The following is a 15,404-nucleotide window of genomic DNA, read 5'->3' as shown; positions in this document are numbered from 1 at the left end:
CCTTTCGAGCGTGCGGGAAATACTTCAGTACATGAAACAACAATGCTCCTGAATATTTCAGGCTGTCAAGTAATGAGGGTACGCTGAGCCCATGGCCACTCCACCGAACACCCGTCGTCCCGATGAACTGACCCTTGAGGTCGTCGGACTCATCGGTGACATCGTGGCCCGCTATCACGAGGACTACGAGGACGCCGCCGCCGAGCACTCGCTGACCGGCGCCCAGGCCCGGCTGCTGAGTCTGCTCTCCCTGGAACCGCTGCCCATGCGCAAGCTGGCCCAGAAACTGAAGTGCGAGCCGTCCAACGTGACCGGCATCGTCGACCGCCTGGAGTCCCGTGGCCTGGTGGAACGCCGCCCCGACCCGGCCGACCGGCGCGTGAAGCTGGCCGCGGCGACGCAGGAGGGCCGGCGGGTGGCCAAGGACCTGCGCGAGTCCCTGCGCTTCGCGCGCGAACCGCTGGCGGGGCTCGGCAGGGAGGAACGGCTGGCACTGAGGGGCTTGCTGCGGCGGATGCTGCGGCAGACCGAGGACTGAGGCCGGCACCACCCGACATGCGAGAGGTCCGGCGCACGGGATGCGTGCGCCGGACCTCTTCGAACAGGGAGCCTTCCGGGCTCAGCTCCTGCTACGGGTTCGTCATGTCTTCTTGCGGGCCGTCATGACGCGCTGGACCAGGATGAACGCGCACAGCAGCACGCCGGTGGCGATCTTCGTCCACCAGGAGCTGAGCGTGCCCTCGAACTGGATGATGCTCTTGATCAGGCCCAGCACCAGCACTCCGAACAGAGTGCCCACCACATAGCCGGAACCGCCCGTCAGCAGCGTGCCGCCGATGACGACCGCGGCGATCGCGTCGAGTTCCATGCCGGTCGCGTGCAGCGGGTCACCGGACTGGATGTAGAGGGTGAACAGCAGACCGGCGAGCGCCGAGCAGAAGCCGCTCACCGTGTACACGGCGATCTTGGTGCCGCCCTGCGGGAGACCCATCAGCAGGGCCGACTGCTCGTTGCCGCCGATGGCGTACACGCGCCGCCCGAAGCGGGTGTAGTGCAGGACGTAGAACGCCACGGCGAGGACGACCAGCGAGACGACCGCGCCGACCGACAGGAACCCCATCCCCAGCGACACCTGCGCCTCGGCCATGCTGCTGACCGCGGAGTCGCTGATGGAGATCGACTCCTTGCTGATGACCAGGCACAGGCCGCGGAAGAGGAAGAGGCCGGCGAGGGTCACGATGAAGGGCTGGATCTCGAAGTTGTGGATCACATAGCCCATCAGGAAGCCGCCGAATGCCCCGACCGCCAGCACGATGGGGATCACCACCAGTAGGGGCAGCCCCTCGCGCTCCACCAGCCAGGCCGTCAGCATCGTGGTGAAGCCGATCACCGAGCCGACGGACAGGTCGATACCGCCGGACAGGATGACGAAGGTGACACCGACCGCGGCCACCAGCAGATAGCTGTTGTCGATGAACAGGTTCAGGAAGACCTGCGGTTCGTCGAACCCGTAGTACTGGTACCGACCCAGGCCCACCCCGTACATCACGAGGAAGAGCAGGGCCGTCGCCGCGACGGGCAGACGTCGGTCGCCGAGCAGACGCTGGGCCTTGGACGGAGTACGGCTGCCCACGGCCGTGGGGCTCTGGGTGGTCGCGCTCATCACGACACCTCCATCTTCGGAGCGGCGTCGGTCGACGCGGCGGTGTCCGTCTCGGCCACGGCCGGCTTGGCGCCGCCCTTCGCGCCGAACCGGGCGCCGAACTTGGCACCGAAGACCTTGGCGCGGAACTTCGGGGACTGGAGCAGGCAGACGACGATGACGACGGCGGCCTTGAAGACCAGGTTGGTCTGGGTCGGCACACCGATGGTGTAGATCGTGGTCGTCAGGGTCTGGATGACGAGGGCGCCGACCACCGTGCCGCCGATGGAGAACCGGCCGCCCAGCAGCGAGGTGCCGCCGATCACCACCGCGAGGATCGCGTCGAGTTCGATCCACAGACCGGCGTTGTTGCCATCCGCCGCCGAGGTGTTGGAGCTGATCATCAGGCCCGCGACGGCGGCGCACAGCGCGCAGAACACGTACACCATGATCTTGATGCGCCGGGACCTGATGCCCACGAGGCGGCTGGCCTCGGCGTTGCCGCCGACCGCCTCGATCAGCAGCCCGAGCGCCGTGCGGCGGGTCAGCGCCACGGTGACGGCCACGACCACGGCCACCACGAAGATGGAGAACGGCAGCGTCAGCCAGTAGCCGCCGCCGATCAGTTTGTACGGGTCGCTGTTGATAGTGATGATCTGGCCGTTGGTGATCAGCTGGGCGACACCGCGTCCGGCGACCATGATGATCAGCGTGGCGATGATCGGCTGGATGCCCATTCTGGCGACCAGGAAGCCGTTCCACAGGCCGCAGACGACCGCGGCCAGCAGGCCCAGGCCCATGGCGAGCAGCACCCCGGACAGGGCGTTCTGGTCGGCCTGGTGGCTGATGTACGAGCAGGCGAGTGCTCCGGTGATGGCGACCACGGCACCGACCGAGAGGTCGATGCCACCGGTGGCGATGACCACGGTCATGCCGACCGCCACCAGGATGAGGGGCGATCCGAACAGCACGATCGAGACGAGGCTGCCGTAGAGGTGGCCGCCCGTCATCTTGACCGAGAAGAAGTCAGGGGTGAAGGGCACGTTGACGAGCAGCAGGAAGACAAGGACCGCGACCGGCCAGAACAGGTGGTGGTGTGTCAGTGCTCGCCATCGGGAGTTGGTACTCACTGGTGTTCTCCGCTCGCGATGGTCTCCATGATGCGGCTGCTGGTGATCTCCGGCCCGTTGGCGAGCTGCGCCACCAGCCGGCGGTCGCGCAGCACTCCGATGGTGTGACTGAGCCGGAGTACCTCCTCCAGCTCGGCCGCGATGTACAGCACGGACATGCCCTCCTCGGAGAGCGAGACCACGAGTTTCTGGATCTCCGCCTTGGCGCCGACGTCGATGCCGCGCGTCGGCTCGTCCAGGATCAGCAGCTTGGGCTGGGTGATCAGCCAGCGGGCCAGCAGCACCTTCTGCTGGTTGCCGCCGCTGAGCTGGCCGACCCTGGCCTCGGGGTTGGCGGGCCGGATGTCCAGCGCCTTGATGTACTTGGCGACGAGTTCGTCGCGCTGGGCGACCGGGATGGGCCGCGTCCAGCCGCGCGCGGCCTGCAGGGCCAGGATGATGTTCTCCCGCACCGTCAGATCGGGCACCAGCCCCTCGGCCTTGCGGTTCTCGGAGCAGAAGGCGACGCCGGCGCCGATCGCGGCGTTCGGCGCGCTCATCGAGAGCTGCTTGCCGCCGATGGTCACCTTGCCGCTGTCCGGCTGGTCGGCGCCGAAGAGCAGCCGGGCGAGTTCGGTCCGGCCCGATCCCAGCAGACCGGCGAGTCCGAGCACCTCGCCCTTCTTGATCTCCAGGTCGAAGGGGGCGATGCCGCCGGTCCGGCCGAGGCCCTCCGCCGTCAGCAGCGTCTCGCCGACGTCGGAGTGCAGCTGCTGGTCGTGCAGCTCCTCCAGCTGGTCCAGGGCCTTGCCGATCATCAGCTGGATCAGCCCGACCTGGTCGAGGTCGGCGACCATGTGCTCGCCGACCAGCGTGCCGTTGCGCAGCACGGTCATCCGGTCGCAGATCTCGTAGATCTGGTCGAGGAAGTGCGAGACGAACAGGATGGCGACGCCCTCGTCCTTGAGCCGCCGCATCAGGCGGAACAGCTCCTGGACCTCGTCGCGGTCGAGGCTGGAGGTCGGCTCGTCCAGGACCAGCACCTTGGTGCCCGATCCCTGGCCGTCGCTGTCGCCGGTGCCCACCGACCGCACGATCGCGACCAGTTGCTGCACGGCCAGCGGGTACGAGGACAGGGGCGCGGTGACGTCGATGTCGAGGCCGAGCCGGTCCACCAGCTCCGCCGCCTCCTTGCGCATCCGCTTCCACTGGATACGGCCCATGCGGGTGGGCTCGCGGCCGATGAAGATGTTCTCCGCCACCGACAGGTTGGGGCAGAGGTTCACCTCCTGGTAGACGGTGCTGATGCCGGCCTGCTGCGCCTGCAGCGGGCTGCCGAACAGCACGGATCTGCCGTCCAGGGTGATGGTGCCGCCGTCCAGGGAGTAGACCCCCGTCAGCACCTTGATCAGGGTGGACTTCCCCGCGCCGTTCTCGCCCATCAGGGCGTGGATCTCGCCGGGGAAGAGCCGGAAGTCGACGTCCGACAGAGCCCGTACCCCCGGGAACTCTTTGACTATGCCCGTCATTTGCAGCACGGGCCGCGGCTCTGCCATGGCAGCGCTCCTTGTGGGATTGGTTCACTCCCGCAGGGAGCCCCGTCAAACCGATGGCTCGGTCGGCCGGGAGCTCCCTGCCGGTGGGTGCGGTGGGTCAGTACTTCCGGGTCGGGAGCGCGGCCTTGGCCTGGTCCTGCGTGTAGTCGCTCTCCTTGGTCTTGATCCAGCGCTCGACCTTCTGGCCGTCGTGGACCTTCTTCACGACCTCCATCAGCTGGGGGCCGAGCAGCGGGTTGCACTCGACGATGCCGTTGATCTTGCCCTGGGACATGGCGACGAAGCCGTCGTGGACGCCGTCGACCGAGACGATCAGGATGTCCTTGCCGGGCTTCTTGCCGGCCGCCTCGATCGACTGGATGGCGCCGATGGCCATGTCGTCGTTGTGCGCGAAGAGCACGTTGATGTCCGAGTGGGACTGCAGGAAGGCCGCCATGACCTGCTTGCCGCCGGCCCGGGTGAAGTCACCGCTCTGGCTGACGACGATCTTCCAGTCGGACTTGTGCTCCGCGTCCATGATCTCCTTGAAGCCCTTGCCGCGCTCGATCGCGGGAGCGGCGCCGGTGGTGCCCTCCAGCTGGGCGATCTTCACCGGGCCCTTGAGGCCGGCCTTCGCGAGGACCTTCTCCAGCATCCGGGCGGCGCGCCGGCCCTCGTCGGTGAAGTCGGAACCGACCAGCGTGACGTACAGAGAGCTGTCGGAGGTCTCCACCGAGCGGTCGGTGAGGACCACCGGGATCTTCGCGGCCTTGGCCTCCTTGAGCACCGCGTCCCAGCCGGTGACGACCACCGGCGAGAAGGCGATGACATCCACCTTCTGCGCGATGTAGCCGCGGATCGCGGAGATCTGGTTCTCCTGCTTCTGCTGGGCGTCGGAGAACTTGAGGTTGATGCCCGCCTCCTTGGCCGCGGACTTCACCGAGGTGGTGTTGGCGGCGCGCCAGCCGCTCTCCGCGCCGACCTGGGAGAAGCCGAGCGAGAGCGCCTTGCTGCCGCCGCCGGAGCCGGAGCCGCTGCCGTCCTTCTTGGCGCAGGCGGCCAGTCCACCCGCGGCCGCCACGCTGACCGCCGCGGTGAGGAAGTTCCTTCTGTTGAGCATGTTCTTCTCCTTTGAAGAGCCGGCCCGGGGATGGACCTGCTGGCACTCGATGGGACCGGCCGTACTACGTCCAGCCTGTCGATCATTGTTCGGTATTTCGGCCACACGAAACCGCGTGTGTGGTTGGTCAGTACGTCAGAGAGGTTCGCCCTCCCATTGGACGGCGTGCGGGAAAGTACTGGTCCTGACGACGAGTTGGGGTTCGATGGCGACCCTGCGGGCGGTGGCGGGTGGCCGCCCCTCGATCAGCTCCAGGAGTATCTCGATGCCGCGCCTTCCCACCGTCGAGAAGTCCTGCCGGACGGTGGTGAGGGGAGGAGCGAAGAACTCCGACTCCGGGATGTCGTCGAAGCCCACCACCGCCACGTCCTGGGGAGTGCGAACCCCGGCCTCCCGCAGCGCCCGCAACACCCCCAGCGCCATCTGGTCGTTGGCGACGAAGACCGCGGTCAGCCCTCGGCCCACCCAGCCGGCCAGTTCCTGGCCGGCGCGGTACCCCGACAGCGGACTCCAGTCCCCGCGCAGCAGCATGGGCGGCTCCACCCCCGCCGCTTCGAGGGTCGCCTTCCAGCCGGCCGCCCGGTCGGCCGCCTCCTGCCAGTCCTCGGGCCCGGCGAGGTGCCAGACGTTGCGGTGACCGGCGGCCAGCAGGTGGCCGGTGGCCAGCCGGGCTCCGAGGTGCTGGTCCACGCTGACGCTGGGAATCTCCACGCCCGGCCCGCTGCCCATGACCACCACCGGGAACGGACAGCGCAGTTCGGCCAGTGCGGCCACCGCGGACCGCTGCGGGGCGATCGCGACCACTCCTTCCACCCCGCCCTCACTGAGGTGGTCCAGGGCCTCGGACAGCGTCTCCATGCTCAGCTTGCGCAAAGTGACCGTCGAGACGAGATACCCCTCGGCCCGCGCCGCCTCCTCCAGCGCGAACAAGGTGCTGGCCGGTCCGTGGAGGGTGGTGTCGGAGGCCACCACCCCCAGCGTCCGGGTGCGCCGGGTCACCAGGGCCCGTGCGGAGGAGTTGCGGCGGTAGCCCGTCTCCTCGATCACACGCAGCACCCTGACCCGTGTCTCGTCCCGCACGTTGGGGTGGTCTCCCAGCACGCGGGACACCGTCTGGTGGGACACGCCTGCCAGGCGTGCCACGTCGGCCATGGTGGGCGGCCGAAGCTGCGCGTGAGTCACGGCCGCACCTCCGTGGTGCTCGCCTGCCGGCAAAGCCTGCGTTGTGGGCCGACGGTCCCGCCCCGGCGGCTTCACACAGGTCTCCGGGAAGGCCCAACAGGCCCAACAAGTCCAACAGGCCCAACAGCACCGGCGGGATCGACTGGTCGGGACACTGCGGGCACGACGCTCATATCTCCCACGCTGACGTTGGACGCTGGCTGGTGAATGCGGAGGTAATTGTGAGCGCTAACAAATCACGGCGGTCAAGAGGGATGCCGGAGGAAGGCCGTTACGGTTGAATAACGCGACCGGAAGGGTCCGGCCGGGCGGCCGCTCGGGCAGTACCTCAACAGCGGTCACATCAGGGGAAGTTGGCAGCGACCGGCCGTGTTACGTACACCACCACAGGAAGCGCGTACACGTCTTCGACGGCGATGGCGACGGCTGCGGGGACGGGTCGGAGGCCGTCGGATCGGCGGTCGAGCCCGAGGCGGGCGGGGGCGTCGAGCCGGAGGAGCCGGGAACGGCTGCCGACCGGGTCGCCTTGCCTGGGGTCGGGGACGCGTCACCCTTGCCGTCGGCGGACTTGGACGCCGACGGCGAGGCGGAGGCGTCCGGGGAGGCCGAGGACGTCTCGCCGGAGGCGTCCTCCCCGTGACCCAGGGTCCCCGCGGACTCGCTCGGCTCCGCCGTCGAGCGGTCGCCCCCGGACGGCCCTCCCCCGGCCGCGGACCGGTCGGCGGACGAGGAGAACCCCGGTGCGTCCGTGCCGAGTTCGGCCAGGCTCAGACCACCCGCCGCCAGGACGAAACCCGCGGCGATGAGCAGCGTGCGCTTGCGGCGTCGGCGGTGGAGCGCGGCCTTGCGGTCGCGACGACTCGTGTCCGTCGCACCGTCCGCGGTGCCGGGACCCCGTCGGCCACCCCGGCCCCGCTCGCGGCGGCGCGCGGCGCGACCGTGCGGCTCGCCGCTCTCGCCTTCGCGACCGTCGTCGCCGGGGTGGGCGGTATGGCCGTCGGGAGCCGCCGGGGCATCATGATCGACGGGAGCGTCGGCGTGACCGTACGGCTCCGGCTCGTAGCCATCCCAGTACGCGGGCAGCTGCTCGACGCGCGTCCCGCACCCCGGACAGGCGAGGGCGCCGTTGAGGTGCCGTTGGCACGGGTGGCAGTAGTCCATGACGTGGGAAGATTAAGTTCCCGGAGGGTCACGTTCCCAGGCATGGCCGTGAAGGTTGTGTGGGAAACCGCCATATCGACGCGACCGCCGGAGTGAACTGGCGCACACCGGGGAGGGGCGACATACGCAAGAGGCGTCGAAACTGGCGAAACCGTTACCTGTTCCACCCATTGACACCCCGCTCACGCCATCCTTACTGTCTGCCCAGCATTTCGAACATGATCCGAAATCTCGAACATCCGAAGGGTAGCTTCCGTGCGCATCACCGGAATCAGCACGCACGTGGTCGGCACGCCGTGGCGCAACCTGACCTACGTCCTGGTGCACACCGACGAAGGCATCACGGGTGTCGGCGAGACCCGCATGCTGGGCCACACCGACGCGCTTATCGGATACCTGAGAGAGGCCGAGCAGAACCACATTCTCGGCTCCGACCCGTTCGCCGTCGAGGACCTGACCCGCCGCATGAAGTACGGCGACTACGGCCGCGCCGGCGAGATCGTGATGTCCGGCATCGCCGTCGTCGAGATGGCCTGCTGGGACATCAAGGGCAAGGCCCTCGGGGTGCCCGTCTGGCAGCTGCTGGGCGGCAAGGTGACCGACAAGGTCAAGGCGTACGCCAACGGCTGGTACACCACCGAGCGGACGCCTGAGGCGTACCACAAGGCCGCGCAGGGGGTCATGGAGCGCGGGTACAGGGCGCTCAAGATCGACCCCTTCGGGACCGGGCACTTCGAGCTGGACCACGAGCAGACCCTCTACGCCGTCTCCCTCATCGAGGCCGTGCGGGACGCCATCGGGCCCGACGCCGAGCTGATGCTGGAGATGCACGGCCGATTCTCCCCCGCCACCGCCGTCCGGCTCGCCCACGAGCTGGCTCCGTTCAAGCCCGCCTGGCTGGAGGAGCCCTGCCCGCCGGAGAACCTCAAGGCGCTGGAGAAGGTTGCCGCCAAGGTCGACATCCCGGTCGCCACCGGTGAGCGGATTCACGATCGCATCGAGTTCCGCGAGCTGTTCGAGAGCCAGGCCGTCGACATCATCCAGCCCGACGTCGGCCACATCGGTGGCATCTGGGAGACGCGGAAGCTCGCCGCGACCGCCGAGACCCACTACATGCTGGTCGCCCCGCACAATGTGGGCGGCCCGGTGCTGACCGCCGCCTCCCTCCAGGTCGGCTTCACCTCCCCCAACTTCAAGATCCTTGAGCACTTCAACGACTTCGCCGACGCGGAGATCAAGAAGGTGGTCAAGGGCGCGCCGCAGGTCGTGGACGGCTACTTCCACCTGTCGGACGCTCCCGGTCTCGGTGTCGAGCTGGACGTCGACGCGGCCGCCGAGTTCCCGCAGCAGCAGGCCCGGTTCGACCTGTGGGCAGAGGGCTGGGAGCAGCGCAAGCCGAAGGGCAGCAAGTGACCGGCGCGGTCGTCATCGAGGCACCGGGCGAGCACCGGCTGGCCTCGCACGAACCGCGGCAGCCCGAGGCCGGTGAGGCGCTGGTCCGCGTCCACACGGTGGGCATTTGCGGCAGCGACCGCGAGGTGTACCAGGGCAACCGCCCCGAGGGGTACGTCCGTTACCCGATCACGCCGGGCCACGAGTGGTCCGGGACGGTGGAGGCCGTCGGGGCCGGGGTGCCTGCGGCTCTGGTGGGCCGCAAGGTCGTCGGCGAGGGCTTCCGCAACTGCCAGGTCTGCGACCGGTGCCATGTGGGCGAGACCACGCTGTGCACCTCCGGGTACGAGGAGACCGGGTTCACCCAGCCGGGTGCGATGGCCACCACGCTCACCCTGCCGGCCCGGCTGCTGCACGTCCTGGCGGACGACGCGGACCTCACGGCGGCGGCCCTGCTGGAGCCCGCCGCCTGTATCGCGGCCGCCGCGATCAAGGCGAACGCACTGCCGGGCGAGCGGGTCGCGGTGGTCGGCACGGGGACGCTCGGGATGTTCGCCGTGCAGTTCCTGAAGGCCGGATCGCCGGCGGAACTGCTGGTCGTGGGTACGCGGCCGGACCGGGCGGAGCTTTCGCGAACTTTCGGCGCCACCGACTTCCGTACGAAGGACCAGGAGCTCCCCGACGACTTCGACGTCGTCATCGAGACCGCCGGGTCCCGGTCCGCCGCGCGCACCGCCACGTCCCTGCTCAGGCGCGGCGGGCGCCTGGTCCTGACCGGTATCCCGGCGCCGGGCGCCGAGGGACTCGACCCGACCGACCTGGTCGTACGGCAGCTGGAGGTGCACACCGTCTTCGGGGCGGCTCCGGATGCCTGGGCGCACGCGGTGCGGGTGTTCGGGGCCGGTCTGCTCGATCCGCTGCCGCTGGTCACGCACGAGCTGGCGCTGGACGAGTTCCCGCAGGCCATCGAGCTCGTCGGGTCCGGTGACCCGAAGGTGGGCAAGGTGCTGCTCCGCCCCTAGACGTACGCCGGTACGGGGGCGACCTGACGGCCTCCGTACCGGTGTACACCAAGCCCCCATGACTTGAGCCGCGAACCTCGTCCGATATATCGAACACAAAGGACAGCTTGTGACGACCGACGCTTCCGCTACGGCAGCCCGTCGACCCGGCGAGCAGGCGCTCGCCGCCCTCGGCCTGGGCGCGCCCGACCTCTCCCCCGCCGACGCCTCGCCCCACGCTTTCCCGGGCGGCGGCCGCTGGCGCACCGAGATCCCCTCGTGCGAGGGTCCCGAAGCGCTTGCCGTCGTCCTGAAGGAAGCCTCGCGGCTCGATGTGCCGATCCACCGGATCAGCCAGGGCAGCGGCGTGTGGATGCTGACCGACGCCGAGATCACCGAGATGGTCGAGGCGACCGGCGAACGTGACATCGAGCTCTGCCTGTTCACGGGTCCGCGCGGCACGTGGGACATCGGCGGTTCCACGCGCACCGACTCACGGGGGGCCGGTCTGCGCGCCCGCGGCCACGACGCGGTCGCCGGCTGCGTCGAGGACGCCGTCCGCGCGACGGAGCTGGGCGTCAAGTGCCTCCTCGTCGCCGACGAGGGTGTGCTGTGGACGCTGCACCGGGCACGGGAGACCGGGATCATCCCGGCCGACACCACGCTGAAGGTGTCCGCGCTGATCGGGCCGGTCAACCCGGCCTCCTACGCGGTCTACGAGCGGCTGGGCGCCGACTCGCTCAACGTGCCCAGCGACCTGACGCTCGACCACCTCACGGAGATCCGGCGGGTCTCCGCCGCCCCCATGGACATGTACATCGAGGCACCCGACGACCTCGGCGGCTACATCCGGATGTACGAGGTCGCCGAGCTGATCCGGCGCGGCGCACCGCTGTATCTGAAGTTCGGTCTGTCCAAGAGCCCCGGCATCTACCCGTACGGACACCACATGCGGGACCTGACGCTGGCCACCGCCAGGGAACGGGTGCGGCGCGGCCGACTGGCCCTGGACCTTCTGGCGCGGCACGGAGCCGACGGCGACATGGCCCCCCTCGGTTCACGGCTGCCCGGGACGCTCAAGCGGTTCGACACCGCCGCATAACGTTCCGGACAATCCCCTTCACAAAAGAAGACGTAGCCAAACACAATCCCACACATCCCTCGGTCTCCCGCACCGCTTCGGAGCGCCTTCGCACCGCAAGGCCGAGTACTGCCCCACCCACATCAAGGATGATGATCATGCGCAATCGCAGAGCTGCACTCGCCGCCATAGCCGGAGCGGCCTCCCTCGCCCTCACCCTGTCCGCCTGCGGCCAGAGCGGCACGGGCGGCAGCAAGGAGAAGACGGGCAGCGCCAAGGGTGGCACCATCGGAATCGCGATGCCCACCAAGTCCTCCGAGCGCTGGATCGCCGACGGCAAGAACGTCGTCAAGGACCTTCAGGCCAAGGGCTACAAGACCAAGCTGGTCTACGGCGAGGACGACCCCGACCAGCAGGTCTCGCAGATCGAGAACCTGATCACGCAGGGCGTCAAGGGCCTGATCGTCGCGGCCATCGACAACAAGTCGCTCAACAACGTGCTGCAGCAGGCCGCGGACGCCAAGATCCCGGTGATCGCCTACGACCGTCTGATCCTCGGCACGAAGAACGTCGACTACTACGCGTCCTTCGACAACGAGAAGGTCGGTCAGCTGCAGGCCAACTACATCGTCCAGAAGCTGGGCCTGGACAAGGGCAAGGGCCCGTTCAACATCGAGCTGTTCGCCGGCTCCAACGACGACAACAACACGAAGTACTTCTTCAACGGCGCGATGAGCGTCCTGCAGCCGTACATCGACAAGAAGAAGCTCGTCGTCAAGTCCGGCCAGACCAAGCTCACCCAGGTCACCACCCTGCGCTGGGACGGCGCGACCGCCCAGAAGCGCATGGAGGACATCCTCACCTCCACGTACAGCAGCGCCAAGGTGGACGCGGTCCTGTCCCCCTACGACGGCATCTCCATCGGCATCCTCGCCGCCCTGAAGTCGGACGGTTACGGCTCCAGCAGCAAGCCGCTGCCCGTCATCACCGGCCAGGACGCCGAACTCGCCTCGGTGAAGTCGATCATCGCGGGCCAGCAGACGCAGACCGTGTACAAGGACACCCGCAAGCTCGCCGATGTCGCCGCCGGTATGGTCGACGACGTCCTCAATGGCAAGAAGCCGCAGGTCAACGACACCAAGACCTACGACAACGGCACCAAGGTCGTCCCCGCGATGCTGCTGCAGCCGGTGAGCGTCGACGAGACCAACTACACCAAGGAACTGGTCGACACCGGCTACTACACGGCGGGCGAGCTCAAGTAGTCCCCCCAGTCGGTGGAGTCGGTGAACAGACCGGCCATTCCTACGGATTGAAAGGGCACACCATGGCGGGACCCGTCCTGGAAATGCGCTCGATCGTCAAGACCTTTCCCGGGGTCAAAGCGCTGTCGGACGTCACGCTGACGGTTCGTCAGGGCGAGGTCCACGCCATCTGCGGTGAGAACGGCGCCGGGAAGTCCACCTTGATGAAGGTGCTCTCCGGCGTCCATCCGCACGGCACCTACGAGGGCGACATCCTCTTCGAGGGTGAGACCTGCGAGTTCAAGGACATCCGGGCGAGCGAGCAGCGCGGCATCGTGATCATCCATCAGGAGCTGGCACTGGTGCCGTTCCTGTCGATCGCGGAGAACATCTTCCTCGGCAACGAACACGCCTCGGGCGGGTTCATCAACTGGAACGAGACGCTCAAGCACGCCACGAAGCTGCTGCGCCGGGTCGGTCTGACCGACCACCCGGAGACCCGGATCGCCGACATCGGCGTGGGCAAGCAGCAACTGGTGGAGATCGCCAAGGCGCTGTCCAAGAAGGTGAAGCTGCTGATCCTCGACGAGCCGACCGCGGCTCTCAACGACGAGGACAGCGGCAAACTCCTGGACCTCATCCTGGAGTTGAAGAACCAGGGCATCACCTCGATCATCATCTCCCACAAGCTGAACGAGATCCGGCGGGTCGCCGACTCGGTGACGATCATCCGCGACGGCAAGTCCATCGAGACCCTCGACGTAAAGTCGAAGGAGACCACCGAGGACCGGATCATCTCCGGCATGGTCGGCCGCGACCTCGACCACCGCTTTCCCGAACGCACGGTGTACGAGGGCGAGTTGGAGGCGGCACCCGCGCTGGAGATCCGCAACTGGACCGTGCACCACCCGATCGACCAGCAGCGCAAGGTGGTCGACGACGTGTCGATCAACGTGCGGCGCGGGGAGATCGTCGGCATCGCGGGTCTGATGGGCGCGGGCCGCACGGAACTGGCCATGAGCGTCTTCGGGCGCAGCTACGGCCGGCACGCGGGCGGCACGGTCCTCAAGGACGGCAAGGAGATCCGTACGAGGACCGTCGCGGAGGCGGTCGAGCACGGCATCGCGTACGTCACCGAGGACCGCAAGCACTACGGCCTCAACCTCATCGACAACATCAACCGGAACATCTCGCTGACCGCCCTGGACAAGGTCGCCAAGCGTGGCGTGGTCGACGAGCACGAGGAGCGGAAGGTCTCCGAGCGCTTCCGCAAGTCCATGAACATCAAGGCCCCGACCGTCTTCGAGACGGTGGGCCGGCTGTCCGGCGGCAACCAGCAGAAGGTCGTCCTCAGCAAGTGGATCTTCGCGGGTCCCGAGGTGCTGATCCTGGACGAGCCCACCCGCGGTATCGACGTGGGCGCCAAGTACGAGATCTACACGGTCATCGACCAGCTGGCCGCCGAGGGCAAGGCGGTCGTCTTCATCTCCTCCGAGCTTCCGGAGCTGCTCGGTATGTGCGACCGCATCTACACCATGGCCGCCGGGCGGCTCACGGGTGAGGTCCCGCGGGCCGAGGCCACGCAGGAAGTGCTGATGCGCCAGATGACGAAGGACAAAGAGGTAACCCGATGAGCACGGATGTGACGGACAAGGTCCCGGCCTCGGCGCCGCCCGGCAAGAGCGGAGGCTCGGCGGCCGGCGGCAACCTGCTGCAGCTGATACTCGGCGGCCTGCGCCGCAACATGCGCCAGTACGGCATGCTGATCGCGCTCGGCCTGATCGTGGTCCTCTTCCAGGTGTGGACGGGCGGCGACCTGCTGCTGCCGCGCAACGTCTCCAACCTGGTGCTGCAGAACAGCTACATCCTGATCCTCGCGATCGGCATGATGCTGGTGATCATCGCGGGTCACATCGACCTGTCGGTCGGCTCGTTGACGGCGTTCGTGGGCGCCTTCGCGGCCGTGCTGACGGTGCAGCACGGTGTGGCCTGGCCGGTCGCGCTGGTGCTGTGCCTGCTGGTGGGCGCGCTGGCCGGTTCGGTGCAGGGCTTCCTGATCGCGTATCTCGGCATACCGTCGTTCATCGTGACCCTCGCGGGCATGCTGCTCTTCCGCGGTCTGACGGAGATCTTCCTGCAGGGCCAGACCCTCGGCCCGTTCCCGAACGGACTGCAGAAGCTCGGCAACGGCTTCCTGCCCGAGGTCGGCCCGAACACCAACTACCACAACCTCACGCTGCTGCTCGGCTTCGTGCTGCTGGCCTTCGTGGTCTACCAGGAGGTCCGCGACCGCAAGCGCGAGCAGGAGTTCTCGCTGGACGTGCTGCCGCGCAACGCGTTCCTGCTGAAGCTGGTCGCGATCGCCGCCGCGGTCCTCGCGGTCACGATGCTGCTCGCCAGCTATCAGGGCGCCCCGATCATCCTGATCGTCCTCGGTGTGCTGGTGGTCGGCTACGGCTACGTCATGCGCAACGCGGTCTTCGGCCGTCACATCTACGCGATCGGCGGCAACCTGCCGGCGGCGAAGCTGTCCGGCGTCAAGGACAAGAAGGTCACCTTCCTTGTCTTCCTGAACATGGGCGTGCTCGCGGCGTTGGCGGGTCTGGTGGTCGCCGCCCGTCTGAACGCGGCATCTCCGAAGGCGGGCCTCAACTTCGAACTCGAGGCGATCGCCTCGTCGTTCATCGGTGGCGCGTCCATGAGCGGCGGTGTGGGTACCGTCCTCGGCGCGATCATCGGTGGTCTCGTCCTCGGCGTGCTGAACAACGGCATGAACCTCCTCAGCGTCGGCACGGACTGGCAGCAGGTCATCAAGGGCCTCGCCCTGCTGGCCGCGGTCGGGTTCGACGTGTGGAACAAGCGCAAGTCAGGTTCGTAAACCGGAATGACCGGATCGGGCCCCGTCGTAAGGCGGGGCCCTTCCCATGGGAGGAAGAG

The 15,404-nt window shown here is 68.0% G+C and carries 13 protein-coding genes; 7 read left to right on the top strand and 6 right to left on the bottom strand.

Annotated elements, in window-relative coordinates; translation table 11 throughout:
• Positions 1-91 precede the first annotated feature (91 nt).
• Complete coding sequence (locus LJ657_RS02785) at positions 92-538, top strand: MarR family winged helix-turn-helix transcriptional regulator (RefSeq protein WP_232646555.1); 447 nt, start codon at positions 92-94, stop codon at positions 536-538.
• Positions 539-640: 102 nt separating this feature from the next.
• On the opposite strand, the gene yjfF is transcribed toward LJ657_RS02785, so the two are convergent.
• The 6 genes from yjfF to LJ657_RS02755 all read right to left on the bottom strand — a co-directional run bounded on the left by yjfF (position 641) and on the right by LJ657_RS02755 (position 7,749).
• The gene (yjfF, locus tag LJ657_RS02780; protein ID WP_232646554.1) at positions 641-1,663 is read right to left on the bottom strand and encodes a galactofuranose ABC transporter, permease protein YjfF; all 1,023 of its coding nucleotides are present in this window, start codon (positions 1,661-1,663) and stop codon (positions 641-643) included.
• A complete protein-coding gene (locus LJ657_RS02775; RefSeq protein WP_232646553.1) occupies positions 1,663-2,772 on the bottom strand; it encodes an ABC transporter permease in 1,110 nt (369 codons plus the stop codon). The genes yjfF and LJ657_RS02775 overlap by 1 nt, the downstream gene beginning before the upstream one ends.
• Entirely contained in the window at positions 2,769-4,307 is a 1,539-nt protein-coding gene (locus tag LJ657_RS02770) for a sugar ABC transporter ATP-binding protein (RefSeq protein WP_232646552.1), read from the bottom strand. Before LJ657_RS02770 ends, LJ657_RS02775 begins: the two co-directional genes overlap by 4 nt.
• A 97-nt stretch (positions 4,308-4,404) precedes the next feature.
• Positions 4,405-5,406, bottom strand: coding sequence for an ABC transporter substrate-binding protein (locus LJ657_RS02765; protein ID WP_232646551.1), 1,002 nt, complete (start codon positions 5,404-5,406; stop codon positions 4,405-4,407).
• A gap of 135 nt (positions 5,407-5,541) precedes the next feature.
• Positions 5,542-6,588, bottom strand: coding sequence for a LacI family DNA-binding transcriptional regulator (locus LJ657_RS02760; RefSeq protein WP_232646550.1), 1,047 nt, complete (start codon positions 6,586-6,588; stop codon positions 5,542-5,544).
• Positions 6,589-6,960: 372 nt separating this feature from the next.
• Entirely contained in the window at positions 6,961-7,749 is a 789-nt protein-coding gene (locus LJ657_RS02755) for an SCO2400 family protein (protein WP_232646549.1), read from the bottom strand.
• Positions 7,750-8,004: 255 nt separating this feature from the next.
• On the opposite strand from LJ657_RS02755, the gene LJ657_RS02750 reads away from it, so the two are divergent.
• The 6 genes from LJ657_RS02750 (at position 8,005) to mmsB (ending at position 15,345) form a co-directional block, all read left to right on the top strand.
• Positions 8,005-9,162, top strand: a complete 1,158-nt coding sequence (locus tag LJ657_RS02750) for a mandelate racemase/muconate lactonizing enzyme family protein (RefSeq protein WP_232646548.1) — start codon at positions 8,005-8,007, stop codon at positions 9,160-9,162.
• A complete protein-coding gene (locus LJ657_RS02745; RefSeq protein WP_232646547.1) occupies positions 9,159-10,163 on the top strand; it encodes a zinc-dependent alcohol dehydrogenase in 1,005 nt (334 codons plus the stop codon). Before LJ657_RS02750 ends, LJ657_RS02745 begins: the two co-directional genes overlap by 4 nt.
• A gap of 109 nt (positions 10,164-10,272) precedes the next feature.
• The gene (locus LJ657_RS02740; protein ID WP_232646546.1) at positions 10,273-11,244 is read left to right on the top strand and encodes a hypothetical protein; all 972 of its coding nucleotides are present in this window, start codon (positions 10,273-10,275) and stop codon (positions 11,242-11,244) included.
• 137 nt (positions 11,245-11,381) lie between these two features.
• Positions 11,382-12,488 (top strand): multiple monosaccharide ABC transporter substrate-binding protein, encoded by a 1,107-nt coding sequence (gene chvE, locus LJ657_RS02735; RefSeq protein WP_232646545.1) that lies wholly within the window; start codon positions 11,382-11,384, stop codon positions 12,486-12,488.
• A gap of 62 nt (positions 12,489-12,550) precedes the next feature.
• A complete protein-coding gene (gene mmsA, locus LJ657_RS02730) occupies positions 12,551-14,101 on the top strand; it encodes a multiple monosaccharide ABC transporter ATP-binding protein (protein ID WP_232646544.1) in 1,551 nt (516 codons plus the stop codon).
• The gene (gene mmsB / locus LJ657_RS02725) at positions 14,098-15,345 is read left to right on the top strand and encodes a multiple monosaccharide ABC transporter permease (protein WP_232646543.1); all 1,248 of its coding nucleotides are present in this window, start codon (positions 14,098-14,100) and stop codon (positions 15,343-15,345) included. Before mmsA ends, mmsB begins: the two co-directional genes overlap by 4 nt.
• Positions 15,346-15,404 lie beyond the last annotated feature (59 nt).

It is taken from the genome of Streptomyces guryensis (genome assembly GCF_021261325.1).
Lineage (GTDB): Bacteria > Actinomycetota > Actinomycetes > Streptomycetales > Streptomycetaceae > Streptomyces > Streptomyces guryensis.
The sequence above is the reverse complement of the archived record's forward strand: the minus strand, read 5'-3'. Positions and strand labels throughout refer to the sequence as shown.